This window comes from Micromonospora chokoriensis, assembly GCF_000718555.1.
Lineage (GTDB): Bacteria > Actinomycetota > Actinomycetes > Mycobacteriales > Micromonosporaceae > Micromonospora > Micromonospora chokoriensis_B.
On the sequence record NZ_JOAN01000001.1, the window covers coordinates 16,192 to 41,648 of the forward strand.

The following is a 25,457-nucleotide window of genomic DNA, read 5'->3' on the forward strand; positions in this document are numbered from 1 at the left end:
GTGTCCACGCTGTCCCTGGGGCAATGGTCGAGCGAAAGGTCGTTATTGATGGGGCGTCGCCGAGTCGGATGGGCTCACCGAGATCTCGCTGGCGGTCGCCGGAGTGGGACATCGCAGCCTTATCCCGGCATTCGAACGGTGTTGCCGACCGATCGGCGAGCCGCGTCGTCCGACGGGGCGCTCGACTCGGAAGTGGTCGAAAGCACCCTCGCGGGGTCGGAGCGGGAGGTCGCTTTCTGCGCCATCCGCTACACCACAGCGCGTGCTCAATCACGATCCGTGTTCACCATTGCGGGGGAACGTCCGGCCGTAATGGAGGCGACATGGCACTGACCGGCCCCCCAGCGGCCGTCCCCGGCCGAGAAAACCCACCCGATCGGAGGCCGGCACCCCCGCCGGCCGGTGAGGCGACGCCGGAAGGCAACCGCCCTAGCCGACCTGGCCGTAGCGCCCACGGGGCGACGGCGGAACCCGCCCGCCCGGCAGTGCCCCCGGCGGTGGCGCGCACCCGGGTCTCGACCGTGTTGGCGATCCTCGCGATCAGCCCCTTGATGCGGATGGCAGCGCTGCGCTACGCCGTACCCCCGGGTCTGCCCAGCCGGACCGGCTGTGACGCCTGCGGCGCGCCGATCGGCCTGACCCGGCCCTGGCCGGCGCTCGGCCCGGCGGCCCGGTGCGGTCGCTGCCGCGCCCGGGTCGGCCCACCGCCGGGCACTGTCGAGTTGGCCGTGCTCGCGGCGGCGGTGCTGCTGGTGTTCGCCGGTCCGTCCGGCGGGGCGCTGCCGGCGCTGATCTGGTGGCTCGGCTGGACGATCCCGGCGGTCCTCGTCGACCTGGCCGTGCACCGGTTGCCGGATCGGCTCACCCTGCCCGCAGCGGCCGGGACCTGGCTGCTGCTCGGCGTGGCCGCACTCGACGCCGACCCGGGGCATTGGCTACGGGCCGTCATCGCCGGTGCGGGACTGGCGCTCTTCTTCGCCAGCACCACGCTGCTGCTCGGCCGGCGCGGCTTCGGGCTGGGCGACGCCAAGCTGGCGCTGAGCGTGGGGGCGCTGCTCGGCTGGTACGGCTGGCCGGTGCTGCTGCTCGGCCTACTAGTCGCATTCGGGCTGTCCGCCCTGGTGAGCCTGGGCCTGCTGGCCGCGCGCCGAGCCCGCTGGAGCACCCACCTGCCGTTCGGCCCGTTCCTACTGCTCGGCACCACAGCCACCCTCCTGCTGCCGACCTGACCCGCCGCCCGCCAGCCTGCCGCCCGGCCGGGCGGCAGGCGGGGTGGCGGGTGCGGCCAGCCGGCGGGTGCGGGGTGTCTCGCTGGTCAGGGGCGGGAGCGGCTGGCCAGTTTGGGGACCGGGCTGTCGGAACGGTCGGCCCGGCGGCGGAGCACCTCGGTGGTCGGGCGGGCCAGCAACGGGGTTGCCACCACGGCGACCAGGGCACCGAACAGCACGCCCGCGATCACGTCGTGTGGGTAGTGCACGCCCACGAAGACCCGGGAGAAGGCGCCGAGCGCGGCCAGGGGCAGTGCGATCAGACCGAGTCGGCGGGACAGCAGCAACGTGGTGACGGCCAGCGCGCCGGCCACGGTGGCGTGGTTGCTGGGGAACGACCAGTCGCCCGGGGGTGGGCACGCGCCCGCGATGATCGCCCGGCCGATCGTCCGGCAGGGGCGATCCTCGTCCACCACGGTCTTGAACCATTCGCTGCCCGCGTACGCCAGGAGAGGTGGCACTGGCGCGAGCAGGGCGAGTGCCCGGTCGTGTGGGCCGCCGGACCGGCGGCTCAGCGCGGCCATCAGCAGCAGCGCGCCGAGCAGCAGGACCACCCCCTCGGTGGCGTGCCCGACGAACCACTGCACCGGCTCGGGGCTGGCGGCGGCGGCGTCGACGACGTCGCTGTACCACTCGGCGCTGATCTCCGGAACGTCCATGCTGCCGATGTCGACCATGCATCACCTCACCCCACGTTCATACCCCGTTCACCCTGCGTACACCCGCGGAACGCGGCAGGAGGCACCGCTGCTGTCTTCACGCGAGACCGCCGGTCATCCGCTCGCGGACGGCCTCCAGCGCCTCGAAGGCGTACGCCCAGTTGTGGCACTTGAAGCTGCGCAGACCGTCGATCGCGGTGTGGCAGTCGGAGCAGCGCACCCCGGCGATGGCATCCGGGATCTCGGTGTTGACGTACTTGCGCTCGCCCAGGATGACCGTGGCGATCATGGTCTTGTCGTGCAGGCCGGAGAGCGCCGACGAGACGATGTCGTACCAGGTGATCCGCCTGCGGCACTTCGGGCAGTCGGGTTCGTCGCCGCTGACCCAGAGCGGGGCGCCGATGCTGCGTGCCGGCATGCCCAACAGTTTCTCCAGCCGCCGGACGTCCGACTCCGGGGTGGTCCAGCGGTGTCGGCCGGGCAGTGATGCGGGCGAGTCGTACACGGCGCGGAACAGGTCGTGGTCGACCTGCACGGTCTCGCGCTGAGCGGTCATCGGCGTCCCTCCTCGTTGAGTCGGTGCCCCCACCGTGGTCAGCGGTGACCATGGGCGCAGCCGGATCAACGACACGAGGGGTCAGCGGGTCGTCGCCGCGAGTGCTAGACATCGAGATCCGCTTCCGCCGCCGAAGGGATCTCACATGACCGAGCAGCCGGCACCCGACGTCACCACCAAGCCCAACGTCGCCCGCATGTACGACTACTTCCTCGGGGGCAGTCACAACTTCCCCGCCGATCGGGCTGCCGCCGACCGGGTGCTGGAGATCTTTCCGGAGACCGGGGTCGCCGCTCAGACCAACCGGCACTTCCTGCGCCGAGCCGTCCGGTACGCCGCTGAGCAGGGCGTCCGCCAGTTCCTGGACATCGGAGCCGGGTTGCCCACCCAGGACGCTGTGCACGAGGTGGTGCGGGCGGTGGCGCCCGACGCGCGAGTGGTCTACGTCGACTACGACGAGGTGGCCGTCACGTACGCCCGGCAGTTGCTGACCGACGTACCCGGGACCGCGGTTGTCCAGGGTGACCTGCGACGGCCGGACGAGCTACTGGCCCACCCGGACGTGCGGGCCACCCTCGACCTGGACCAGCCGGTGGCGGTGCTGCTCCTTGCGGTGTTGCACTTCGTGCCGGACCACGACGACCCGTGGGCGGCGATCGCCGAGCTGCGCGACGCCACCGCGTCCGGTAGTCACCTGGTGCTGTCCCACCTGACGTTGGACGGCATCCCGCCGGAGTTGGCCGAGCGTGGCCAGGCCGTCTACCGCAACAGCAGCGCCCCACTGGTGCCCCGCACGCACGCCGAGACGTCGCGCTTCTTCACCGGGTACGACCTGCTGGAACCCGGCCTGGTCGCCACCACCCGGTGGCGACCGGACGGCGAGCCGGAGACCGTGGACGCACACGGGTACGCGGGGGTCGGTGTCCGCCGCTGACCTTGCTTTCGCTCCGGTGGCCGGCTCCAGGTGGTACGACGGAGGCAGGGCGTGCGCCACCGGGAGGAGCGCCGATGGCGAGCAGACCCGAACGGCTGCTGCGGGGAAGTGACTCGCCGCTGAACGCCTCGTTCCTGGAGCTCTTCTTCGACCTGGCCTTCGTGCTCGCCCTCAGTCAGCTGGGCGAGCACCTACTGCACGACCTCACGACGGTCGGCGCGCTGCGTACCGCCCTGCTGTTGACCGGGGTGTGGTGGATCTGGGTGACCACCACCTGGTTCGCCGACTGGTACGACCCGGCGAGCCCAGCGGTCCGTTGGCTGCTGATCGGCGCTGCGCTGGGCAGCCTGCTGGCCGGGGTGGCGATCCCGCACGCGCTGAACGGGCGGGGCCTGCTCTTCGCTGGCGCGTACGTCGCGGTCCACATCGCCCGGGGTACGGTCACCGCCTTCAGCCTGCGCGGTCACCCGCGGCAGCGGCGGGCGCTGCGGATCCTCTGCTGGTTCAGCGTCTCTGCCGTGCCGTGGCTGGTCGGCGGGCTCCTGCCGGAGTGGCGAGTACCGCTCTGGCTGCTCGCCCTCGCCATCGACCTCACCGGCCCGCGGTTCGGCTGGCCCACACCGAGGCTGGGTCGGACCGGGCGGCGGGAGCTGCATCTTGCTGGCGAGCATTTCGCCGAGCGCTACCAACAGATCATGATCATTGCGCTCGGTGAACTCGTCCTGGTCTCCGGCCTCACCTACGCCGACACCGACCTCGCCCTGCCGCAGACCGCCGCGTTCCTACTGGTCTTCGCCACCGCCGTGCTGATCGGTCTGCTCTACGTCACGCCCGCCGGTCAGCGCCTCGGCCCGGCCATCGAGCACGCCGACCCGACCCGGCTCGGGGTCATCACCGGATACCTGCACCTGGTGATGATCGGCGGGCTGGTGGTCACCGCCGTCGGTGCCGAACTGAGCATCGCCCACCCCACGAGGACGGGCGACACGGCCGCAGTCGTCGTCGTCCTGGGCGGCCCGATGCTGTTCCTCGCTGGGCGGATCCTCTTCTCGCTGGCGATCCACCGGCGCTTCTCCTGGTCACGAGTGGTCGCCCTGCTCGTGCTGGCGGGTGCCGCGACCGTCCTGCGGCTGCCACTGCTGGCGGTCTCCGCGGTCGCCACCGGGGTGGTGCTCGTGGTGGTCGTCCTGGACCACGCGGGCCTCCTCTCCTACCGCCGCCCATCCAACGCGTAGGTCCCGCGCTATGCCAGGGGGTGATCCGGGCGGATTCGTCGGGTGTTCGCCGCACTCTCGACCGGCTGACGAACCAGGGGATGGGCGTGTAGGTCGGAGGGGACCAGGTCCGGAGAGCGGGTGCTGCCGAGTTCGGCCAGGTCAAGGGCACCCAGCAGGTCGGCCGGCAGGATCCGGGCGACGAAGCAGGTCAGGTCCTGCAGCCGCATGCCGCCGAGTTGCATGGTGCTCGACAGGGCGTACAGCTTGCTGAATTGTTCGTCGAACTTCAGTTGACGTTCGGTGATCAAGCGATAATGGAAGTTCAATTCGTCGTACGACTGGGGAACCTGCCCCTTGGGTGCGAGCGCCGCGCGAATGCCGTGCGTCGCCTGGCGGCAATAATCCTGCCGCTCGTGGTCGCTCAGCCGCCGATAGAGCATTTCCTGAACGCGCAACAAGCTGTGTACGACGATTGTGTACACGGCCGTCGAATGCAGCGGGTCATCCTGCTGAAAGGTCGACGCGTCGGGGCGGCTGCCGAACCCGAACCTCCGCTTGGCCTTCGGAGCCTGCTCCATGCGCAACAGGTCCTCAGGGCCGCCGAACACACCGGTCATCGTCCGTTCGAACAGTTCCCGGACCACGTTCGTCCCAGGTTCGCGCCGAAGCCGGCCGCTCATCGACCGGGCAACTGGGGCATATGCGAACGAGGTCACTGCTGCAGCCCAGATTCCCGCCACTGCGGGGAGTTGCGGCGAGTTCAACTCTCGAAGCACCGCAGGTGCGGTCGAAACCGTCAAAGTATGCAAATCTTCCATACCAGTCATATGGGTCGCGTATTGGTGTTGCACGGCTTCCTCCCTGGTGCATCCGGACGCTTCTGTCGACGGGAGGAGTCGGCATAAAGTTCAGCGTGCGGGGACGTTGGGATAATCACGCCACCGACTCGGAGTGCTCGTGGTCTTCGGCGTACCCAATGGCCCGGCGGAAACGACTGTGGGGCGGTCGACGCGATTCGCGACGCTCGTGGATCGCGGATGATCCGCTGCCGCTCGCCACACGAATCTCCCCCCGCCCGACCCGATCCGGCTCTTGACGCGCGTCCCCGAGAGCGAGATCGTCGGTGCGCCGACGTTGAGGCCGACTCGCACCTGTGCCGCTCCGGGGGGCAGGAGGCCGTCGGCAGAGGCCGGCGCCTGGTGCCACGCTCATCCATGTCTTCGACGCCTGCCGACTCTGTGGCAGGGCGCAAATAACAGAAATTCCCCGAATCCACCCGAGCGGGCAGGCGATTTATCCGACCGGGTTGATGATCTTTACGTCAGCCTTATTGCTGGTCGGAGCCGGTTGAAGAGTGCCGTCGGGGTTGGCAGAGTGGGCCCGTCGTCGCCGCGACCCCATTTGCCCAGGAGGCACCTTAATGTTCCATGCAAGAGCCCGTCGATGGCGCCGCTCGGCCCTGTCCGTCAGCGTCACGGCCGTCGCCGTGCTGGCGGCCGGCTGCGGACCGAAGGCACCTGTCACCGCTCAGCCGACGCCACCGGCGCAATCCGCCGCTCCGGTTGACGGCCAGCCCTCGGCCCCGGGTCAGTCGCCGACCCCCTCGGGCGTGCCGAGTGGCACCCCGAGCACGGTTCCGTCGGGTGCGCCGTCCACCTCCGCGTCGTCGTCGACGCCGGCGACCGGGCAGGGTGGCTGGATCAAGGCCCCCAACCCGGTGACCAACGTCAAGCCGTCGCACGCGGTCCCGCCGAACAAGGGCGGCTTCCACGAGTTCCAGGCGAACTGCACGGTCAGCCGGACCAACATCGGTGACGACCCGATCGTCTTCCCGAACCTGCCGGCCGCGTCGCACTCCCACACGTTCATGGGCAACACCACCACGAACGCGGCCACGACGGTGGAGTCGCTGAAGGCTGGCAAGACCACCTGCAAGACCAAGGGCGACCTCTCCGCGTACTGGATGCCGACGCTGTACAACGGCGACACCGCGGTCAACCCCGAGGGCATGCAGACGATCTACTACAAGGCCGGCGTGACCGACTACCGGAGCGTTCGTCCGTTCCCGACCGGCCTGCGGTACGTCGTCGGCAACGCGAAGAACACCGACGCGGACAAGTTCCTCGACGCCACCGAAGAGGGCTTCGAGTGCGGGGACAGCTACAAGAACAAGAACATCCCGCTGACCTGCCCGACTGAGCGCAGCGTCAAGCTGAACATCCGCTACCAGGCACCGAGCTGCTGGGACGGGCTGCACCTGGACTCGCCCGACCACCAGCGGCACATGGCGTACCCGGTCGACAGCCACACCGCCTCCGGCTGGGTCTGCCCGGACTCCCACCCGGTCGCCGTGCCGAAGCTCGAGTTCAAGATGGCCTGGCCGGTGAACGGCGACATGTCGAAGGTGCGGTTCGCCAGCGGCAACGGCCCGACCTTCCACTACGACTTCTTCAACGCGTGGGACGAGCGGACCCTGGCCGCGATGATCAATGGCTGCATCGTGGCTGCCCGGCAGTGCGACCCCCAGGGCCACGACGGTCGGGACGACCAGCAGCCCGCGCCGTACGTGCTGAACTCGGACTACCTGCTGCCCTGACGTACTACTTGCCGTGACACGAGGGGTGGGGCGAAAGCCCCACCCCTCGTTGCTGTCGCGGTAGCGCCAGATCAGCCCTTCACCGCGCCTGCGGTGAGCCCTTCGGTCAGGAAGCGCTGGCCGAGGGCGTACATGATCACCACGGGGATGCTGACGAGCAGCGACGCCGCGGCCAGTTGCCCTTGCGGCACGACGTCTCCGGCGATCATCGATTGCATCCCCACCGGGAGCGTCTTGTACTCGTCCTTCGTGATGAACACGAAGGCGAAGAGGAATTCGTTCCAGGCGTTGGTCAGGGTGAAGAGCGCGACCGCCAGCAGTCCTGGTTTGGCCAGCGGCAGCACCACCCGGCCGAAAGCCTGGACCCGGGTGCAGCCGTCGACAAGCGCGGCCTCCTCCAGCTCAATGGGGATCGACGAGAAGTACCCCACCAGCAGCCAGGTGGCGAACGGAAGCGTGAAGGTCGGGTACGTCACCACCAGCGACCACAACGAGTCGGTGAGCCGTGCGCCGATGAGCATCTGGTACAGCGGGATGAACAGCAGTGCGCCCGGCATCACGTACGTGAGCAGCACCGTGACGGTGAAGCCCTGCGCCCCACGGAACCGCAGCCGGGCCAGCGCGTAGCCCGCCAGGGCGGCGCAGACCAGTGCCACCGCCGTGGACGCCGCGGACACCAGCAGAGTGTTGAGGTACCAGCGGCCGAACGGCTGGTTGGCGAAGAGGGCGCCGAACTGCTCCATGGTCCACGGCGTTGGCCACAGGTCGTCGGTGCGCATGACGACCTGGCCCTCGGACTTGAAGGCCGTGACGGCGATCCAGTACAGCGGGCCCAGCACGAAGAAGAGCAACCCGGCCAGCGCGACCCAGGACCCCAGGCCCGACACCACTGACGACGACCGCCGGCCGCCGCGCGACTGGAGGGTCGAGACCACCCGGCCGACCGCCGCCGCGATCAGCAGGATCACCCCGAGGACCACCGCCGCCTTCCAGAAGATCTGTGGCGAGGCCCAGGCCAGCACACCGGTGACCACCGCGGTGACGACCCACGGCAGCGCCCTGCGTGCCGTCGGGGCCCATCGCTGCATTCCGGTCCACCGCGCTGCCCGGCGTCGCCGGGGCAGTTTGATGTTGGTGTCCTGGCGCAACAGCCGGACCAGGACGAACACCAACCCGCCGATGATCGGCAGCATGACGAGCGTGACCGCCGCCCCCGCGCCGTACTGCAACTGCAGGATGGCCTTGGAGTAGGCGACGAGCACGTACGGAGCGGTCACGTCACCCGGGCCGCCCTGGGTCAGCAACCAGACGAGGTCGAAGTTGTTGAACGTCCAGATCGACGACAGGGTCACCGTCACGGTGATCACGTGACGCAGTCCGGGCAGCGTCACGTTGGCGAACCGCTGCCACGACGAGGCGCCGTCGATGGTCGCCGCCTCGTACAGATCCGCCGGGATGGCCTTCAGCCCCGCCAGGAAACACACGGTGAAGAACGGCACCCCCTTCCAGACGTTCACGAGGATCACCGAGGGCATGGCCAGCTCCGGGTCGGAGAGCCAGCCCGCGGGCCAGCTGTCGACCAGGTGCGCGCTGGCCAGCAGCGGCCCGATCCCGGAAGCGGTGAGCAGGTTGTTGACGCTGCCGAAGATGGGGTCGAGCAGCGCGCGCCAACTGAACGCCGTCACCACCGTCGGCACCACCCACGGCACCAGGAGCAACCCGGCCAGCACGGCCCGCCCGCGACGCCGGTGGTGCAGCAGCAGGGCTGCGGCCAGCCCCAGCACGACCTTGAAAACCTCGGCGTACGCGGTGAAGACGAACGAGTTCACGACGCCCGTGTGGAACTGCTCGTCGCCGACGAGCGCGAGGTAGTTGTCCAGGCCGACGAATACGGTGTCCTGCCCGTGCCGTTCCGTGGTGCTGGTGATGATCGACCGGGCGATCGGCACGAGAACGAGACCGCCGACCAGCACCGCCATGGGCGCCAGGAACAACGCCGCCAGTCGCCAGTCACGCCCCAGCCGCCGCTGGATCGCGGTGAGAGAGCCGGGCCCCGACGGCGGGGAATTCCTCGCCGTCGGGACCCGCGCAGGACGGACTGACCTCACTGCCGCAGCCCCTGCTGGTTGAAGATCTGCACCATCTTCGCGTGAGCAGCCGTCACGGCCGCCGCTGGCGCCGTCCCCTGGACGACCTGCTGCATCATGTCGGTCAGGACGTAGGCCGAACCGACGGCCTGCTGGCCCGCGCTGGCCTTCTGCGGGAAGGCCAGGCCGTTCTTCGTGTTCAGCGGCAGCTTCAGCTCAGTGATCTTGCGCAGCATGGGGAACGCGGGGTCGCCGCTGGTGAAGAACGGGTCGGCGTCCCAGACCTTCTCCCAGGCGGGCATCACCAGGCCGGGCGCCTCCTTGGCCACCCCGAGCAGCGCGGGGGCGCTGACCAGGTACTGCGCCAGGAGCTTGGCGAGCGCGGGGTTCTTGGCGCCCTTGAAGACGACGAAGCCTTGCGACTGGCCGAGCAGCAGCGGGTTGTCGGTCGCCGGCCCGATGCAGTCGGAGAACACGTGGGTGTTCGCGTGCACCGGGTTCTTCTTGGTCCGGGAGTCCGCGTAGACGCTGAACTGGTTGCGGGTGTAGCCGAGGATCCCCGCGAGCCAGTTCTCGTTGTTGCTGGTGTCGGTCCAGCTGGCGATCCCCGGCGGCAACATCGGCTTGTACTTGGGGTTGGTGTAGATGTCGCCGAGGAAGGTCACCGCCTGCACCGTCTCGGGGGAGTTGAACGTGACCTTCCGGCCGTCGTTGGAGGCGATCGATCCGCCGTACGCGTTGATCAGCGCCTCGATCATGCCGTTGCCGTCGCCGGAGCGGTTCACCGTCATGCCCCAGCCGAACCGGCGCTTGGCCGGGTCGGAGATCTCCAGGCAGAGATCCCGCAGCTCCTCCCAGCTGTAGATGTCCTTGGGCGTGATGCCCTTGTCCTGCATCCAGTCCTTGCGCAGGAACGACCCGATCCCGATGAAGTGGTAGGGGATCGCGAACCACTTGCCGTCGAAGACGCAGAAGTTCTTGGCCTCGGCGCACGGTTCGCCGTACTTGGCGGTCAGCGCCTGGACGACGTCCGTCACGTCTTCCAGGTCGCCGAGCGCCTGGAACTGCGCGACGAACCGTGAGTCGGTCATGAACGCCAGGTCACGCGCCACCCCGCCCTTGACCTCGGCGTCGATCTTGGCCACCACATCGCCGGCGTCGGCCTGGACCAGGCTGTTCTCGATCTTCGTTCCGGTGGTGTCGGCGAACTTCTTGATCGAGCTGTCGAGGGCTTCGTTGGCCGCCGTCGAGTACAGCTTCTGCGACAGCATCCCCATCGAGGAGCCCTTCATCGCCGCCGCGGCGTCGATGAGCTCCTGCGGAACTTCCGGCTGGACCTTGGAGGGGGATTCGGAGGTGTCCCCGCACGCAGCCAGACCGGCTGCGCCGAGCACACCCACCCCCATCCCCAGAAAGCCGCGCCGGGACCACATCGATTTGTCCTGCATGGACACCCGCCTCCTCTATCTCCCGGCACCGCTGCACGCCGAGGGCGTACGTGGCGAAAGCCGCGATGCTCGTGCTTCAGGTGTGTGTCGATATGGCGGTGGTGGGAAGCGCACGAGATCGGTCGGCGCGTCCGAAACTTTCGAGATCTCGCGTGTCGCTCGCTGGGTGTCGCGAGGAGCACGAGGCAGTCGACAACCGGCCGCGAGAGCGGCGCCGACGTGCCGGTTCGGTCGGGTCACGGAGGACCACCGCCGTTCGAGATTTCGAACCGAGTTCGAGATACCGTATCGAGTGGACGCGACGCTAGAGCAACGCTACGAGCGATGTCAATGTTTCGATGCGGTTTCCGGTAGAAAACGACAAGTCGGCTAGCGCGGCTGGGCCCGGTAGCCCATCCGCGCGGAGAGTGCGGCAGCGCCCTCGCGAACCAGCCCGGTCCACTTCACCTGCACCTGCGGGGTCCAGCGAATGATCGGCGCCGACAGGCTCATCGCCGCGATGGTCGCGCCGGAATGATCCCGGATCGCCGCAGCGACGCAGCGCATGGCGGTGTCGGACTCGCCGACGTCGACCGCGACGCTCTCCGCCCGGACGCGGTCAAGATGTGCCCGCAGGCGGTCCGGGTCGGTGATGCTGGCCGGCGTCATGCCGGGCAGGCTGCCCTTCGTCAGGACGGTGTCCAGCGCCGCCTGATCCAGGCTCGATAGCAGGACCTTGCCGACCGCCGTGCAGTGCGCCGGCAGCCGCCGCCCGACCGCGGAGACCATCCGGACGGGGTGCGTGCTGTCGAACTTTACGAGGTAGATGACATCGGCGCCGTCGAGCACCGCCACGTGGACCGCCTCGTCGCACGCGGCAGCCACGTCCCGCGCGACGCACTGCGCCTCGCGGACCAGGTCAAGCCGGCCGGCGAACGCCGTACCGAGCTGAAATAGCGGCATGCCGAGCCGATACTGCACCGGCTGGCCCGGGACGGAGATCAGGTAAGAGCGAGCCTCGAGCGTGACGAGCAGCTCGTGGACGGTGGTGCGGGGCAGGTCGAGCCGCTCCATCACCTGACGGGCCGATAATTGGGGGTTGTCCAGGAACAGTTCGAGCACGTCGAGCGCGCGGATGACCGCCGGTACCACACGGGGCATGTCGATAGTCCCTTCGAAATGCTGGACCCGTGTCAACGATCTCCACACGGGCCGGCACCTGAAGAGGATAACTAGGTCAGCGCCCGGCGCCAGGTTCCAGACGCCAAGGCGGGCAACCCGGCACCCCTCCGGCCACGACATAGCGGTGTAGGAGACACAGCTACGGAGGGAGTCGAGATGCGGATCGGCGGACGATCACCGTGTGGGTGGTGGCCGGTGGGAGGACAGGTTCGAGGATGCCGTTGAGCCGGGCACTGGCGGCCGATGCCGAGTACACCGAATACGTCCGAGCCGGCCTGCCGCAGTGGCGTCGGACGGCGTACCTGATGTGCGGTGACTGGCACCAGGGCGACGACATCGTGCAGCGGGTGCTCACCGAGCTGTACCGCAACTGGCCCCGGGCCCGGCGGGCCGACAACCTAAACGCGCTGGTCCGGACGATGCTGCTGCGGCGGTTGATCGACGACCGGCGACGCCGCTGGGCCCGAGTGTTACTCACCGACCTGTTACCGGAGCGGGCCGCACCGACCGCCCCCGATGCCACCGAGCGGCTCGATGTGGTGGCGGCGCTGCGGCAGGTCGCGCCGCGGCAGCGGGCGGTGCTGGTGCTGCGGTTCTTTCAGGACCTGACGGTAGAGGAGACGGCGCAGGCGCTGGGCTGCGCTCCCGGCACCGTCAAGAGCCAGACCGCCAAGGGGCTGGCGACGCTGCGAGGACTGCTCGCCCCAATCCGAGATGACGCACCGACCACCAGGCAGACCGGCAGCGCGCCGGCCAGCGTGTGTTAGCCACGGGAGTTGACGATGATCGAGGAAATGAATGTGGCGCGGCTGATGCGCGACGAGGTCGAGTCGGCCGAAGTTCCGTCGACAATTCTGAACGTCGAACAGGCAATGACCACCGGACGACGGCAGCGCTGGTACGCCCGCGGCACGGGTGCCGCACTGGCGGTGGCCGCACTAGCGGTCGGTGCTGCCACGGTGCCGGGTCTGGTCGCGCCGGACCGGCCATCGACGCCGTCGACGCTGGAACTTGTCGGTGCCCTGGCCCCGCTGCAGCCGTACACCGGTCCGGTGTCGTCGCCCGACTCGTCGCGGATCTCAGCCGCGTTGGAGACGGTCGACCCGACCGTTCAGTACGTCCGGTTCGGCTGGCTACCGTCCGGCTTGGATAGCGTGCAGTACCAGGCAGGTCTGCAACTGGACGGCTTGGGAGTCTCCCTGATCGGGCACGCTGCCCGCGACGACTCGTGGAGGGGTGTGTCGGTCAGCCTCTACCCGAAGGGGGTGACGCCGCCCGCGCCGCAGGTCATCGGCATCGACCAACGGGCCCCCACCGTGAGTACGGCGCCCGCACCCGATGTGCGGGGTGAAGCGGCGACGTTCACCCAGTACGACGTCGAGGGCACCGACCGGCTCTGCCTGCGCTGGCAGTACGCCCCCGGCGGCTGGGCCGAGGTCAGCGTTGCGCCCTGGGCCGCGAAGCAGGACGCTCGCGAGATCGCCCTGCAGGTGGCGCAGAAGCTCACGTTCAGCACGACCGAGCGGGTGCAGCTGCCAGCCCAGGTCAAGGGGGTGCCGCAGAATTTGCGGCCGATCCTGACCAACGTCTCCGGGCCGCTGACCTCGGACGGCTGGCGGTGGTACGCCGGCGTCACCTACAGCGCCGAGCCCTCCACCGCGGCTCCCGGAGTGCAGCGGGCGAAGACGCTGGACGTCAGCTTCTCTCCGTACTTCACGATGACCGACAAGATCCGGGCCGAGCTGAACGGCAAGGAGCCCCCGCCGCCGAACACCACCATCGACGGTCATCAGGCGCGCTTCGGTGCTGGCGGCGATCCGGACTGGCTCGAGTCACTGACCGTGTACGACGTACAAGGGTTGACGGTCAGGATCGACGCACACCGCGGGACGCTCACTGAGCAGGGCACCAAGGGTATTTTCGGACAACTCGGCCTCGCCGACGCCGCGCCGAACTGGCGTCCCTCGCTGTAAAGGCGCGTAGTGCACCGCCCCGGAACTCGCCGACGGTCCCGGGGCGGTCTGCGCACGTTCGTCGTCAGTCGCCGTTGGCCACGTAGATGTAGTAGCGGGTGGCATCGGTCTCCGTGCCGTCCGCCTTGTGGCCGGTCACCGACAAGGCGTGCGTCTCGTAGTCCTGCGCCGGCGTGTAAGTGATCAACGCCTTCCCGTTACTGTCGGCCGGCACGTCCGTCGACGGGCCGTCGTCGATCTGCCAGGAGAACGACACGATTCCGGTAGTGCCGCCGCTGAACTCGAAGGTGCCGGGCACACCGCCACCGCCCGACCAGGCGCTGTCCGGATATTGAGCGCTCACGACGTAGGGAGCGTTGCCGACCGTGAAGTCGTAGTCCGTCACCGGCGAGAGTTCGCCGCCCGCCGTCAGGCTCCGTACGTGCAGGGTGTTCGTGCCGTTGCGTTCGAACGGCACCGCGACCATCGTTGACGTGCCGTCGGTGCTGGCCGGCAGCACCTGCTCCGGGCCGTCGTTGACCCGGTAGTGGTACTCGGTCACCTCGCCGAACAGCTGGGTGTAGAAGTAGAAGTATCCGGTCCAGCCGATCCCCCTGCGCGACCAGTCGTAGAGGCTGTACACGTCGACCCTGTTGTCCCGGACATCGAAGGGTTGTATCCGCAGGTCCGATTCGGTGCCGTCCGCACCAATGCTCGTCACCCGCACCTCGTGGTAGCCCCACGAACTCGGCGTGTAGGTGACCGTCGCGGTGCCGTCGGGACCGGCCGCGATCGTCTCCTCGTCGGCGCCGTTCAACGAGTAGCGGTAGGAGGCGACATCCGGCAGCCCCGGGTGGAAGGTGAACGTCGCGGGCCGACCGACGGTGCCGCTGCCCTCGGGCGTGTGCGTGACCACGGGGCCGGACCAGATGCTGAACGTGTGGGTGGCAGCGGGCGATCGCGTACCGTCCGACAACAGCGCCTGGAGGACCACGGCATTGTCACCGGCGTGCTTCGGCGTGACCGTGATGAGAGCGTATTGGTTGCCCTCGTTGGACACGGTCTGCTCAGCGCCGCCGTCGAATCGGTAGACGAAACCGGTTAGGTTCGGCAGTTGGCTCACCAACTCGATGCTCAGCGGCACACCGACCCCGTCCCGGCGCGGCCAGCTGGTCAGCTCGTGGGCGTACGCCATCGGATGTGGGTCGATGATGTTGAACTGATAGTCCGCCTCCATCGACTTGGCGCCATCCGACCGCACCGACCGTACGGTCATCGAATGCCAGCCCGGCGTCGCCGTCCACGTCAGTACGGCGGTGTCGTCCGCCGCCGCCGGAATGCTCTTCCACTCGTTGTCGAGGTTGTACTCGTAGGCCACGACGTCGTTGCTGTGCGGGGTGAACCGGAACGAGCCGGTCTTGCCGGTGATCTGGTCGGTGTCCAGGTTGAACTCCGCCGACTCCACACCGGGGGCGTCGGTGACCCAGACCTGCAGGGTGTCCTGCCCGATCAGCACGTTCTTGGCGTAGCTCCGGACGGCCACCTCGGCTGTGCCGGCGGCGGTGAACGTGATGGGCCCGGTCGCCTTGCCATCGACAGCCGGGAGGCGGACCTCCGCGCCGTCCTTGAGCTGATACCCGAACGCGGTGGTTTCGGGCTTCGACGCGATCAACGTGATCGTGCTCGGCAAGCCGACGCCGTTCACGGTGACGACGGCGTTCGGCGCCGTCTCGGCGACCCGGAACTGGTAGTTCTTCTCGGGCCCGCGGTTGCCCGCCGCGTCGACGGACGCGACAAAGAGGTCAGTGATGAACCGTAGCTTCGGGGTGTACTTCAGGATCGCCGTGCCGCCCGGGCGCTTGGCCGGAACCTGCCCGGAATACCCCATGGAGTCACGCCAGGCGAACGCGACCACGTCGCGGTCGCCAGCCCCGTCGAAGCGGAACGTCCCCTCGATGCCGGTGCCACCGCCCGGGGTTTCGCCCTCGGGATAGGTCCGCGACGACACCTTCGGCGGATTCGCCGGGGCGGTCCGGTCCATGACGAGGTAGCAGGTCGCACTCCACGGACCTGGGTCGTAGTAGTCGCTGGCCTGTGCCTGCCAGGCGAGGACCGTGCCGTCGGCGTACTGGCTCAGGTCGGTGCCGCCGTAGTCATTGAACTCGCGACGCTGATCGGGGTGGCCCACCGGCCAGATCGCGTACAGCACGGTCGGGTGGTCGCCCTCGTCCGCATCGCGGGCGGTAGCCGCGAACACCACGTTCCGCGCCGCCGGCGACGGCTTGGCCAGGGTGCCGCACGGCCGGTCCGGGTACGCCAGGTGGAGGTTCGTGACGGTGGGCGGATGGTTCCTGGTCGCACTGAGCACCGGCTTGTCAAAGGTACGACCGGTCCGCGTGTCAGCTTCCTGACTGGCGGTCACCCGATACTCCAGGGTGATGCTCTTCTCGTGCCGGCCCAGCGCCGCGTTGAGCGTGGCCACCATGTCGATGCCCAGGTAGCCCGGGCAGTAGACAGCGCCGCCGCCCCGGTTGGTGGACACCAGCTTCTCAAGCTCGGCCGGTGGGCGCAGCCAGGTCGTGTTGCTCTTGACTGGGCTGGTCCGCCACACCTCGATGGTTGCCGGGGCGGAGCAGTCGGTGACCGTGTTCTCGTACGTCCACAGGTACGAGTTGTGGACGACCGTACCCTTCAACTTGGTCAGGTCGTACGTGAAGTAGGAGCGGTAGGTGTGCGGCCGACCGGCGTCGTCGCGGGACGTGCCGACCGGCGGCGTCACCGCTGCATTGACGACCTTCGCATGCGGTTTCTGCGAGTCGAGATAGGCCCAGCTCGTCAGAGGTAAATTGGACGAGTCGGCGGCCGAGGCCGGAGAGCTGGTGGTCAGCAATGCGGCTGTGACGGCGACGACTGTCAACGGGACGGCCGCTCTGAGGCGTCTCATATGGATCTTTCCTCCCCCGTGGCGGCACCCCCATCGATGCCGGCGGGCGTCATCGTAGCCAGGCGGTGCCATACCGTAAGGGGAATTTCGATGCCTCCGGCGGGCTGCTCATCCCGGCTTCAGGCAGTGGTGTTCTCGTACGTGGCTCGGTTGACGAACACCTCGTCCATGTGGGTCTCGGCCCAGGCCTTCAGGCCGCGCATCATCTGGTGCAGGGAGAGACCCAGATCGGTGAGTTCGTAGGAGACCGTTACGGGTACGGTCGGCGTCACAGTGCGGCTGACCAGGCCGTCGCGCTCGAGCGAACGCAGTGTCTGCGTGAGCATTTTCTGACTGATGCCGGCCAGCAGGCGGGACAGTTCGGAGTAGCGCATCGGGCGGGGATCGCCAGCGCAGTCCGGGCCGCTGCCCAGTGCGGCCAGGATCAGCGCGACCCACTTTCCCGAGATCCGGTCGAGCAGCTTCTGACTCGGGCATATTGCCATGAATGCGTCATAGCCTGCCGTGGCCACAGCCGTTCTCTGAGTCGCTGTCGTTGCTGTCATCGACCACCCTCCACGATCAAGGTGCGTTACGCACTTTCAGGTGCCTACTTCCCGTTAGGGAGTAGCCCCTTCAGGATGAAGCAAGTGTCCGTTGGGCGGCAAAGTTGCCCAACCCACATTCGTAAGCAGGAGGTACGAGCATGTCGTCGAACTCCCTTCCCGGCGGCACCTGGCCGCTGGGGGATCTGACTGTCACGCGGTTCGGCTACGGGGCGATGCAGCTCGCCGGCCCGTGGGTCATGGGGCCGCCCGCCGACCCCGTCGGCGCCGTCGCCGTCTTGCGCGAGGCCGTCGAACAGGGCATCACCCACATCGACACCAGCGAGGCGTACGGGCCACACGTCACCAACCGGCTGATCCGCGAAGCGCTGCACCCGTACCCGGAATCGCTGCATATCGTGACCAAGGTCGGCGCGAACCGGGACCAGCAGGGCGGCTGGCCCACTGCCCGGGACCCGCAGAGCCTGCGCCGGCAGGTCCACGAAAACCTGGAGACCCTTGGCCTCGACGTGCTTGACCTGGTCAACCTGCGGCTTGGCAACGCCGAGGGACCGGTCCCCGGCTCGCTCGCCGAGGCGCTCGAGACCCTCGTGGACCTGCAGAAGCAAGGCCTGATCCGGCACCTCGGCGTCAGCAACGCGACGGCGGAACAGGTCACCGAGGCCCAGGCGATCGCGCCGATCGCGTGCGTGCAAAACATGTACAACCTTGCTCACCGCCACGACGACGACCTGATCGACACACTCGCCCACCAAGGCATCGCCTACGTGCCGTTCTTCCCGCTCGGCGGCTTCAGTCCACTGCAATCATCGGTACTTTCGGATGTGGCCATCCGGCGGGAAACGACGCCAATGTCCATCGCGCTGGCATGGTTGCTGCACCGCTCACCGAACATCCTGCTGATCCCCGGCACCTCGTCCACGACACACCTGCGGGAGAACATCGCCGGTGCGGGACTCCCGCTCTCCGCCGACGACCTGGCCGCACTGGATAAGATCGGCCACTGAGAGTTCGATCTGAGCTACCGCAGTTCAGAGGGGGTCTGTGGTGGGCCGCCAGGGACTCGAACCCTGAACCTATGGATTAAAAGTCCACAGCTCTGCCATTGAGCTAGCGGCCCGCGCGCTCAGGTTACCCGACCGTCCGGGCCCCGGCTGATGTCCGCCCCCGGTCTGGTGGAGCGATGTCGATCTACGCCCGCGACGACAGGCGAGCGGTGGATGACCGCCGTTGACGTTGCAGGGTTGAATCGTCCGTCGAGACGACTAACTGCGGCGGAATTCCTCAACGCTTCGTGACCGGTATAGCTTCGTCACCGATATATTGAGGGCATGACCACGCCCACGCCGCTTCGGGAACCCACCTTCCTGATCCTCACCGCGCTCGCGCGGGAGCCCATGCACGGCTACGGCATCATCAGCGACGTCGCTGCCCTCTCCGGTGGGCGGCTGGCGTTGCGGCCCGGCACCCTCTACGGCGCACTCGACCGCCTCACTGACGAGGGGCTGGTCGAGCGGGACCACGAGGAGGTCGTCGAGGGGCGGCTGCGCCGCTACTACCGGCTCACCGAAGCAGGCCGATCCGTGCTCACCGCCGAGACCGAACGGCTACGCCGCAACGTCGAGGCCGCCAGCCAGCGGCTACAGGCCCGGCCCGCCGTCGGTGGCACCGCACGTAGCCCTGCCAACACCCCGGGGGCGGCCGCCCGCCCCATCCTTCGACCGACCGGAGGCCAGGCATGAACCAGCCCAACCCTGCGCCGGAACACGCCGGGTCGCCGTTGGAGTCCCGCTACCGGCGGCTGCTGCGGGCCTACCCGGGTGCCTATCAGGCCGAGCGGGGCGACGAGATCGTCGGGACGTACCTCGACACGGTCGAACCGGGGCGGCGCTGGCCCTCCCCACACGACGCCGTCGACCTGCTCGGCGCCGGGCTCCGGGAGCGACTGCGCGGGTACGGCGCGCTCGGGCTGGCCGCCGCTCTCCCGCTGGCTGCGACCGCCGCGCTGAACACCCTCGTCGCGGTCGCGATCTTCCTGCTCCTGCAGGTCGAGTTCGAAGACCCCAGCTTCGCCCGACTGGACCCGGTTGGCCCGTTCCAGACCCTTGGTGCTGTCATCTGGCTGGGCTGGTTGTTCGTCGGCCTCGCCGCCACCGTGCTGCCGGGGGCCTGGGCCCGCTCTGTCGCGGCCGGTGGCCTCCTGCTGACCGTCGCACTGCCACTCGTGGCCGCCCTCCTCGGACAACCTGGGCCGCCGCTGTTCGTGCTGCTCCCCACTGTCGCGCTCGGCCTGGCCACCCTCGCGCTGCCTTCTCATCCCGGCTGGGTTGCGCGTAGCCTGCCGCCGCTCACAGCCGGCTGCCTAGCAGCCGCGTCCGTAGCGGTCAGCGTGGCCGAACACGGCGGGGCCATGTTCACCTCGTACAGCTCGACTCCCGAACTGCTGGCGATGGCCGGTGGGCTGATGTTCGCACTGGTCCTGCTGGTCGGGCTCGGCCGGGCGCTGCGGGCCGACGACGCCGGCCTCTGGGCGGCCCTCTTGCTCGCCACACCGGCCAGCCTGTTCGGCGCCAACATGCTCAGCCAGGGGATCTGGGGAAGCCGTGGCGGCGGACCCACCCCGGCGGCCTTCGCCATCACCGCCGGGTCGATCCTTCTCGCAGGCGCGGCGCTGCTGACTGTCGCCGTCGCTGGTCAGGCCGCGCGACACCGCACCGTCCGGCGACGCGCGCTCAACAGCACCTGCCCGACCTGCGGACACCGGCGGAAGGTGACAGCAGAGGCGTGACCCTCCCGCAGCCCTGCTACCTCCGGTGCCCAACCGGCCGGCTGCTGTCGACCTCAGCGTTCCAGAAACCGTCAGTACCGGCGACGCGTTCCTTGATCGACTCGGGATTCTGGAACTCGGGCTGTCTTGGTCGCTCGGATGCCCCGACTTTCAGGAAGTCGAGTGGATCAAGCCGAACGCGCCGCGCGGCCGGCGCGCGCTGGTTGGTGGTTGAGAGGCTGCTGGGCGGGTACGGGGTCGGGCATGCGGATCGTGGTGGTGGGGGCGAGCGGCAACGTCGGTACGGCGGTGCTGCGCCGGCTGCGCCGGGAGCGGGGCGTGGAGCTGGCCGGGGTCGCCCGACGGCTGCCCGGCCCGGAAGCTGGCGAGCCGTACGACCGGGTGGAGTGGCACTCCTGCGACATCGGCGCGCCGGGGGCGGCAGGGCAACTCGCCGAGGTGTTCGCGGGTGCGGACGCGGTGGTGCACCTGGCTTGGCAGATCCAGCCCAGCCACGACCAGCGGGTGCTGCGTCGGACCAACGTCGACGGCAGCCGGGCCGTGATCGACGCGGTGATCCGGGCCGGTGTGCCGGCCCTGGTGTACGCCTCGTCGGTCGGCACCTACGCGCCGGGCCCGAAGGACCACCCGATCAGCGAGCGGTGGCCGGCGACCGGTGTGCCCGGTTCGTCGTACAGCGAGCACAAGGCGGAGGTCGAGGCGCTGCTGGACGGGGTCGAGCGGGATCATCCGACGTTGCGGGTGGTACGGATGCGGCCCGGGTTGATCTTCCAGCGGGCCGCCGGTGCGGAGATCACCCGCTACTTCCTCGGCCCGCTGGCCCCGGTGCGGCTGCTGCGTTTCGGTCGGATCCCGCTGGTGCCGACGAACCGTCGGTTGCGGATGCAGGCGGTGCACGCCGATGACGTGGCTGACGCGTACACCCGGGCGGTGTTGGGTGATGCGCGCGGCGCCTTCAACCTCGCCGCGGACCCGGTGCTCACGCCGGAGCTGGTGGCCCGGCACTTCCATGGTTGGACGGTGCCGGTCGCCGCGCCGGTGCTGCGGTCGGCGGCGGCGCTGAGCTGGCGGGCGCGGCTGCAACCGGTCGACGCGGGCTGGGTGGAGCTGGGGCTGAACGCCCCGCTGATGTCCAGCGAGCGCGCGGAGACCGAGCTGGGTTGGCAGCCCAAGATCAGTGCGCTCACCGCGCTCAAGGAACTCTTCGCCGGCATGGCCGACGGTGACCACACGGGTAGCCCGCCGATGTCCGGTGCGCCCAACCTGCCCGGCCGCCCCGCCGCCCTACTCCAAGCCCGACCGCCGGGCCAGGGCAACCCCTACTGAGGTACGGGCTGAGGTCAGCTCAGCTTGGAGTTGGTCACCGTGGGGTTGCGGGCGCCGAGGAAGAAGATGCCGGGGAAGCCCCGGGTCTCGAACTTGCCGCTGGGGTTGCGGCGCACTGTCGAGTTTTCGATGCTCATCGTGCCGGTGCGATTGTTGCTCACGAAGAAGACCGCGCCGCCGCCCTCGTTGGCCTTGTTGTTCTCGATGATCGTGCCGGCGATCCGTACGGTGAACTCGTTGCCGTCGCAGTAGATCGCTCCGCCGCTGCCGCCGCCGGGCGTGCCGGACTTGGCCGGGTTGGCACCGCTGCCGATCGCCTCGTTGTTCCTGAGCAGGCTGTTCAGCACCACCCACGACACGCCGATGCTGCTCAGCGCCCCTCCGTTGGAGCAGGAACCGCCGTCGAAGGTGCTGCCTACGACGTACACCGGCTTGTTCTCGTATTGACTCAGCACCCGGATGGCCGCGCCACCCAGGTCGGGTCCGGTGCGGTCGCAGCGGTTGCGGACGAAGCGTGAGTTGACCACCTTCAACCGCCCGCCGCGTACGAAGATCGCCCCACCGCCGCCGCCCTCGGCCTTCTCGCCCGTGGAGTTGCCGTCGGCGAAGGTCAGGTTCTGCACGGTGAGCTGCGGGTGATCCTGGTTCTGGCAGTGCGAGGTGGTGAAGCCCTGGACCTCGTCGCAGGTGTTCATGTAGAGGATGCGGCGCTGCCCCTGGCCGCTCAACGTGACAGTGCCGCCACCGTCCAGCACGATCTTCGGCCCGTTGGCGTTGCGGACCTTCGCGGTGGCGGTCATCTTGATCGTCACCGGGGCCGGTCCACAGTTGAACCTGTTGACACCGCCGGCCGCGACAGCCTTCACGACCGCCGCTGAGGTGCAGCTCGCCGGGGTGCCCGTCCCGATGGTCCGGGTCGGCTTCGACGTGTCCACCGCCCGCGCCTCGGCCGGCACGGTGGCCCTGCCGTTCGGGTTGCCGGCCGCCAGCACCTTGTCGGCGGGCTTCGGGCTCGCGCTGGTCGTCGGGCCGCCGAGGCCGTCCCGGGCCCCTGGCGTTCCGGCCCCCGGCGCTCCGGTCTGACCGGCCGTCGGCGAAACGGACGAGCCGGACTGGAAGGTGGGCGCCGGGTCGTTGGGCGCACAGCCGGGCAGGGCCGCGGTGGCGACACCGAGGACGAGCAGAGCAGCAAGCGACGTCATGCGCACCCCGTGATGCTAGGGCGTGTGTCGCGACGAATCCGCCGGGCCGGCTCGATCCGCGGCTGAGGAGGGCTCAGAAGTCGGCGACGAGGTACGGCACCCGGCGGGGAAAGATGCCGCGCAGCTGCGCGGCGGCGTCCACCGGCACCTCACCCAGGCCGCGCAGCGGCAACTCGGCCGGATCCAGCACCCCGTACGCGAGGGCGGAGAGACCGGCGGCGGTGAGGGTGGCGGTTGGCGCACTGCCGGCGCTGTCGTCGACCAACTCCAGCGCACCGGTCGTGCCGTCGAGCAGGTGGCTGCCGGCCAACCAGCGATCCCCGGTCAGCTCGACCCGTACCCGACCGGGGCCGGCGGGCAGCCCACTCAACGCGTCCAGCGACAGCAGCCGGGCCATCGGGGCGGACGAGCCCGGCACGGCCGTGCGTGCCTCGACGTGCACGTCCAGGTCGGTAAGCCACAGCTCCGGCAACTCGTCGGGTGGGACCTGGACGGTGATCCGCTCGATCTGGTCGACGTGCCGGGCGAAGAACTGCAACAGCAGCGCCCGCGCGAGCGGGTCGGTGACCAGCAGTTCGTTGCCGTGCAGCGTGCCGCCGTGCTCGTCGATCCGGTACGTCACCGCGCCGGTGACCTCCCCGGCCACCCGGGCGGTGAGCAACCAGTGCTCGTCCCGGTCGCGCATCCCGACCGCCCGGTAGTCCGGGAAGATCGAGAATCCGTGTCGTTCCTGGAGGTTGCGCTCGGTGAACGCCCGCCACGCCGGATAGCCGGCGGCGATACGCTCCCAGCCCACCTCGCCGGGCAGGTCCACCCGGAGCAGCGCGGCCAGGTTGGCCGGAGTGAAGGTGACCCGGCGCGGCTTGGGTAGCCCGACGTAGCCGAACCGGGCGTAGAAGCTCGGCCGGAACGGATAGAGCGCGCTGACCAGATGCCCCTCGTCGCGCATCTCGTCGAGGAGTTGGTGCAGCAACGTCCGGACGTGCCCCTGCCGGCGGGCCAGCGGATGGGTTGCCACCCCGGCGACGCCGGCCATCGGCAGCACCACTCCGCGCAGGTTCTGCCGCATCGGGATGGCCGAGACGGCAGCCACGGTGTTGCTGCCGTCCTCGGCGATCAGCGTCCGGTTGCCCTGGTTGTAGGGCAGGTAGTCGCGGAACTCCGCGATCCGGGTGGCGCTGAGCGGCGAGGACTCGAAGGCGTACGCGGCCAGCGGGAAGCTGGTGGTGAGCCGGTCGTCGTCGGTCACCCGGCGGATGGTCATTTGCCCATCTCAACCCGCCGCGGGGGTCGCAGCAACCGGATTGGCCCGATCCGTGGATCACCGACCGGGCCGTACGGGTCAGCGGGCGACGACGTCGGAGACCACGACTGTGACGTTGTCCGGTGCGCCGGCGTGATGGGCCAGCTTCACCAACTGCTCGCCGCATTGCTGGCGGTCGGCGTACATGCCCAGGGCCGTCGCGATGGCCTCGTCCTCGACGTAGTCGGAGAGCCCGTCGCTGCACAGCAACAGCCGGTCGCCGGGGACCACGGTGAGCACACCGACCGCGGGTGGAGTGTCGGCGCCCTGCACCGCCCGGGTCACCAGGGACCGCTGCGGGTGGTAGCGGGCCTGCTCGGGAGCGAGGGTGCCCTGGTCGACAAGCGCCTGCACGAACGTGTCGTCCCGGGTGAGTTGGGTCAGCTCGCCGTCGCGCAGCAGGTAGCAGCGGGAGTCGCCCACCTGGGCCAGCACCAGCGTCTCCCCGGCCAGCAGCGCCGCGGTGAGCGTCGTGCCCATGCCGTCCCGGCTCGGGTCGACGGTGATGGCGGCGTGGATGCGCTGGTTGGCGGTGCTGACCACGGCACGTAGGGCGTCGGCGGCGCCGTCGGGGTCGGTGGGCGGAGCCAGCTCGTCCAGGATCCGGATCACGATCTCGCTCGCCACCTCGCCCGCAGGGAGCCCACCCATGCCGTCGGCGACGGCGATCAGGCGGTCACCGGCGAGGGCAGAGTCCTCGTTGTTGGTGCGCACCAAGCCGATGTCGTTGAGGATGACCGAGCGGAGGATCAGCGTCATGGGGTCAAGCTTGCCAAGAACAACCCGCGTTCGTCTCTACGGCTCCTACCTAGGCCGAGAAATGATTGCGATTTTCGTCGACGGTGCCACGATCCGCGCCTGATCGGCCGCGCTTCAGCGGCGCGGGTAACGCAGTAGCAAGCTCGCGGCAACCTCCTCGTCACCTACCGCCGCGTAGCTGTGTGGCACATCCGACACCCAGCGGAGGTGGCCACCGGCCGGTGCGGTCAGCGGCGCGTCCGCCGGCCCGGCGCGCAGCACCCCGGCGAAGACCGTGACGTGCTCGGTGACCCCCGGCGGGTGAGCGGGCGAGAGTTGCCCGGGGCCCGGCGCGACGCGCATCCGGTACAGCTCGTAGGTCGCGTCGGTGTCGGTGAACACCTCCAGCAGGGTGGCGGTGACCGCGGTGCCGTGCACGGTGGGCCCGGCGGCCGGCTCCGCCAGCACAGCCGTCAGCGGTACGCCGAGCTGCGCGGTGACCGCCCAGAGCGTCTCCAGGGTGGGGTTGCGGGTGCCGTGCTCCAGGCCGGAGAGGGTGGCCTTTCCGACACCGGCGAGCCGGGCCAGTGTGGACAGCGAGATCCCCCGCTCCTCGCGCAGGGCACGGACCCGACGCCCGACGACGGCGGGATCCACGTCGAGGCCCGGGCGCGGGGCTGGTGGTGGGTGCGGCACTTGGCTATCGTGCTACACGCTGCCGTTCCGTAAACGG

At 69.2% G+C, this 25,457-nt stretch carries 23 protein-coding genes and 1 tRNA gene; 11 read left to right on the forward strand and 13 right to left on the reverse strand.

Going from position 1 to position 25,457, the window contains the following annotated elements:
• Nucleotides 1-551: 551 nt before the first annotated feature.
• Nucleotides 552-1,229: a prepilin peptidase gene (locus IF46_RS0100085; RefSeq protein ID WP_157562534.1), complete on the forward strand. Its 678-nt coding sequence runs from the start codon at nt 552-554 to the stop codon at nt 1,227-1,229.
• Between the two features lie 86 nt (nt 1,230-1,315).
• On the opposite strand, the gene IF46_RS0100090 is transcribed toward IF46_RS0100085, so the two are convergent.
• Together IF46_RS0100090 and IF46_RS0100095 are read right to left on the reverse strand one after the other, a co-directional pair.
• Nucleotides 1,316-1,945, reverse strand: coding sequence for a phosphatase PAP2 family protein (locus IF46_RS0100090; RefSeq protein ID WP_030486165.1), 630 nt, complete (start codon nt 1,943-1,945; stop codon nt 1,316-1,318).
• Between the two features lie 79 nt (nt 1,946-2,024).
• Nucleotides 2,025-2,483: a hypothetical protein gene (locus tag IF46_RS0100095; protein WP_030486166.1), complete on the reverse strand. Its 459-nt coding sequence runs from the start codon at nt 2,481-2,483 to the stop codon at nt 2,025-2,027.
• Between the two features lie 145 nt (nt 2,484-2,628).
• On the opposite strand from IF46_RS0100095, the gene IF46_RS0100100 reads away from it, so the two are divergent.
• The gene (locus IF46_RS0100100) at nt 2,629-3,417 is read left to right on the forward strand and encodes an SAM-dependent methyltransferase (RefSeq protein WP_030486167.1); all 789 of its coding nucleotides are present in this window, start codon (nt 2,629-2,631) and stop codon (nt 3,415-3,417) included.
• A gap of 74 nt (nt 3,418-3,491) precedes the next feature.
• Nucleotides 3,492-4,652 carry a low temperature requirement protein A gene (locus IF46_RS0100105; RefSeq protein WP_051723538.1) on the forward strand — a complete coding sequence of 387 codons (1,161 nt, stop codon included), beginning with the start codon at nt 3,492-3,494 and terminating at the stop codon, nt 4,650-4,652.
• An 8-nt stretch (nt 4,653-4,660) separates the two neighbouring features.
• Here IF46_RS0100105 and IF46_RS0100110 read toward each other — a convergent pair whose 3' ends face one another.
• A complete protein-coding gene (locus IF46_RS0100110) occupies nt 4,661-5,485 on the reverse strand; it encodes an oxygenase MpaB family protein (protein ID WP_157562477.1) in 825 nt (274 codons plus the stop codon).
• 758 nt (nt 5,486-6,243) lie between these two features.
• Between IF46_RS0100110 and IF46_RS0100115 the strand changes: the two genes are divergently transcribed.
• Nucleotides 6,244-7,230 carry a DUF1996 domain-containing protein gene (locus tag IF46_RS0100115; RefSeq protein WP_157562479.1) on the forward strand — a complete coding sequence of 329 codons (987 nt, stop codon included), beginning with the start codon at nt 6,244-6,246 and terminating at the stop codon, nt 7,228-7,230.
• A gap of 71 nt (nt 7,231-7,301) precedes the next feature.
• Here the strand turns inward: IF46_RS0100115 and IF46_RS0100120 are convergent, their stop codons facing one another.
• The 3 genes from IF46_RS0100120 to IF46_RS0100130 all read right to left on the reverse strand — a co-directional run bounded on the left by IF46_RS0100120 (nt 7,302) and on the right by IF46_RS0100130 (nt 11,941).
• Entirely contained in the window at nt 7,302-9,224 is a 1,923-nt protein-coding gene (locus tag IF46_RS0100120; protein WP_232233883.1) for an ABC transporter permease subunit, read from the reverse strand.
• 110 nt (nt 9,225-9,334) lie between these two features.
• The gene (locus IF46_RS0100125) at nt 9,335-10,765 is read right to left on the reverse strand and encodes an ABC transporter substrate-binding protein (protein WP_030486172.1); all 1,431 of its coding nucleotides are present in this window, start codon (nt 10,763-10,765) and stop codon (nt 9,335-9,337) included.
• Between the two features lie 369 nt (nt 10,766-11,134).
• On the reverse strand, nt 11,135-11,941 hold the full coding sequence (locus IF46_RS0100130; RefSeq protein ID WP_232233884.1) for an IclR family transcriptional regulator: 807 nt from the start codon (nt 11,939-11,941) through the stop codon (nt 11,135-11,137).
• Between the two features lie 206 nt (nt 11,942-12,147).
• Here IF46_RS0100130 and IF46_RS0100135 point away from each other — a divergent pair, with 206 nt between their 5' ends.
• Complete coding sequence (locus IF46_RS0100135) at nt 12,148-12,693, forward strand: SigE family RNA polymerase sigma factor (protein ID WP_232233885.1); 546 nt, start codon at nt 12,148-12,150, stop codon at nt 12,691-12,693.
• 15 nt (nt 12,694-12,708) lie between these two features.
• Nucleotides 12,709-13,899: a hypothetical protein gene (locus IF46_RS0100140; protein ID WP_157562481.1), complete on the forward strand. Its 1,191-nt coding sequence runs from the start codon at nt 12,709-12,711 to the stop codon at nt 13,897-13,899.
• A gap of 64 nt (nt 13,900-13,963) precedes the next feature.
• Here the strand turns inward: IF46_RS0100140 and IF46_RS0100145 are convergent, their stop codons facing one another.
• Complete coding sequence (locus IF46_RS0100145; RefSeq protein ID WP_030486176.1) at nt 13,964-16,657, reverse strand: hypothetical protein; 2,694 nt, start codon at nt 16,655-16,657, stop codon at nt 13,964-13,966.
• A 284-nt stretch (nt 16,658-16,941) separates the two neighbouring features.
• On the reverse strand, nt 16,942-17,367 hold the full coding sequence (locus IF46_RS0100150) for a winged helix-turn-helix transcriptional regulator (protein WP_030486177.1): 426 nt from the start codon (nt 17,365-17,367) through the stop codon (nt 16,942-16,944).
• A 140-nt stretch (nt 17,368-17,507) separates the two neighbouring features.
• Here IF46_RS0100150 and IF46_RS0100155 point away from each other — a divergent pair, with 140 nt between their 5' ends.
• Nucleotides 17,508-18,374, forward strand: coding sequence for an aldo/keto reductase family oxidoreductase (locus IF46_RS0100155; RefSeq protein WP_030486178.1), 867 nt, complete (start codon nt 17,508-17,510; stop codon nt 18,372-18,374).
• Between the two features lie 38 nt (nt 18,375-18,412).
• On the opposite strand, the gene IF46_RS0100160 is transcribed toward IF46_RS0100155, so the two are convergent.
• Nucleotides 18,413-18,487 (reverse strand) — tRNA-Lys (locus IF46_RS0100160).
• A gap of 211 nt (nt 18,488-18,698) precedes the next feature.
• On the opposite strand from IF46_RS0100160, the gene IF46_RS0100165 reads away from it, so the two are divergent.
• Genes IF46_RS0100165 through IF46_RS0100175 form a run of 4 tightly spaced genes read left to right on the forward strand, consistent with a single transcriptional unit; the run spans nt 18,699 to nt 21,481 of the window.
• A complete protein-coding gene (locus IF46_RS0100165) occupies nt 18,699-19,109 on the forward strand; it encodes a PadR family transcriptional regulator (RefSeq protein ID WP_030486179.1) in 411 nt (136 codons plus the stop codon).
• The gene (locus tag IF46_RS0100170; protein ID WP_030486180.1) at nt 19,106-20,155 is read left to right on the forward strand and encodes a hypothetical protein; all 1,050 of its coding nucleotides are present in this window, start codon (nt 19,106-19,108) and stop codon (nt 20,153-20,155) included. Before IF46_RS0100165 ends, IF46_RS0100170 begins: the two co-directional genes overlap by 4 nt.
• Before the next feature lie 25 nt (nt 20,156-20,180).
• Nucleotides 20,181-20,369, forward strand: coding sequence for a hypothetical protein (locus tag IF46_RS34160; RefSeq protein WP_157562483.1), 189 nt, complete (start codon nt 20,181-20,183; stop codon nt 20,367-20,369).
• A gap of 29 nt (nt 20,370-20,398) precedes the next feature.
• Nucleotides 20,399-21,481, forward strand: a complete 1,083-nt coding sequence (locus IF46_RS0100175; protein ID WP_030486181.1) for an NAD-dependent epimerase/dehydratase family protein — start codon at nt 20,399-20,401, stop codon at nt 21,479-21,481.
• Between the two features lie 14 nt (nt 21,482-21,495).
• Here the strand turns inward: IF46_RS0100175 and IF46_RS0100180 are convergent, their stop codons facing one another.
• From IF46_RS0100180 to IF46_RS0100195, 4 genes are all read right to left on the reverse strand, one after another.
• Nucleotides 21,496-22,683, reverse strand: a complete 1,188-nt coding sequence (locus IF46_RS0100180) for a hypothetical protein (protein ID WP_036390776.1) — start codon at nt 22,681-22,683, stop codon at nt 21,496-21,498.
• Between the two features lie 73 nt (nt 22,684-22,756).
• Nucleotides 22,757-23,947 (reverse strand): GNAT family N-acetyltransferase, encoded by a 1,191-nt coding sequence (locus tag IF46_RS0100185; RefSeq protein ID WP_030486183.1) that lies wholly within the window; start codon nt 23,945-23,947, stop codon nt 22,757-22,759.
• A 78-nt stretch (nt 23,948-24,025) separates the two neighbouring features.
• A complete protein-coding gene (locus tag IF46_RS0100190; RefSeq protein ID WP_030486184.1) occupies nt 24,026-24,745 on the reverse strand; it encodes a PP2C family protein-serine/threonine phosphatase in 720 nt (239 codons plus the stop codon).
• 114 nt (nt 24,746-24,859) lie between these two features.
• Complete coding sequence (locus IF46_RS0100195; protein ID WP_232233886.1) at nt 24,860-25,420, reverse strand: XRE family transcriptional regulator; 561 nt, start codon at nt 25,418-25,420, stop codon at nt 24,860-24,862.
• Nucleotides 25,421-25,457: the final 37 nt, after the last annotated feature.

Excerpts from the sequence above, each read along its gene's own strand:
- IF46_RS0100105 (WP_051723538.1), top strand. The coding sequence starts at position 3,492 with ATGGCGAGCAGACCCGAACGGCTGCTGCGGGGAAGTGACTCGCCGCTG.
- IF46_RS0100090 (WP_030486165.1), bottom strand. The coding sequence starts at position 1,945 with ATGGTCGACATCGGCAGCATGGACGTTCCGGAGATCAGCGCCGAGTGG.
- IF46_RS0100185 (WP_030486183.1), bottom strand. The coding sequence starts at position 23,947 with ATGACCATCCGCCGGGTGACCGACGACGACCGGCTCACCACCAGCTTC.
- IF46_RS0100125 (WP_030486172.1), bottom strand. The coding sequence starts at position 10,765 with ATGCAGGACAAATCGATGTGGTCCCGGCGCGGCTTTCTGGGGATGGGG.
- IF46_RS0100175 (WP_030486181.1), top strand. The coding sequence starts at position 20,399 with ATGCGGATCGTGGTGGTGGGGGCGAGCGGCAACGTCGGTACGGCGGTG.
- IF46_RS0100100 (WP_030486167.1), top strand. The coding sequence starts at position 2,629 with ATGACCGAGCAGCCGGCACCCGACGTCACCACCAAGCCCAACGTCGCC.
- IF46_RS0100190 (WP_030486184.1), bottom strand. The coding sequence starts at position 24,745 with ATGACGCTGATCCTCCGCTCGGTCATCCTCAACGACATCGGCTTGGTG.
- IF46_RS0100085 (WP_157562534.1), top strand. The coding sequence starts at position 552 with ATGCGGATGGCAGCGCTGCGCTACGCCGTACCCCCGGGTCTGCCCAGC.
- IF46_RS0100155 (WP_030486178.1), top strand. The coding sequence starts at position 17,508 with ATGTCGTCGAACTCCCTTCCCGGCGGCACCTGGCCGCTGGGGGATCTG.
- IF46_RS0100095 (WP_030486166.1), bottom strand. The coding sequence starts at position 2,483 with ATGACCGCTCAGCGCGAGACCGTGCAGGTCGACCACGACCTGTTCCGC.
- IF46_RS0100150 (WP_030486177.1), bottom strand. The coding sequence starts at position 17,367 with ATGACAGCAACGACAGCGACTCAGAGAACGGCTGTGGCCACGGCAGGC.
- IF46_RS0100165 (WP_030486179.1), top strand. The coding sequence starts at position 18,699 with ATGACCACGCCCACGCCGCTTCGGGAACCCACCTTCCTGATCCTCACC.
- IF46_RS0100170 (WP_030486180.1), top strand. The coding sequence starts at position 19,106 with ATGAACCAGCCCAACCCTGCGCCGGAACACGCCGGGTCGCCGTTGGAG.
- IF46_RS0100180 (WP_036390776.1), bottom strand. The coding sequence starts at position 22,683 with ATGACGTCGCTTGCTGCTCTGCTCGTCCTCGGTGTCGCCACCGCGGCC.
- IF46_RS0100140 (WP_157562481.1), top strand. The coding sequence starts at position 12,709 with ATGATCGAGGAAATGAATGTGGCGCGGCTGATGCGCGACGAGGTCGAG.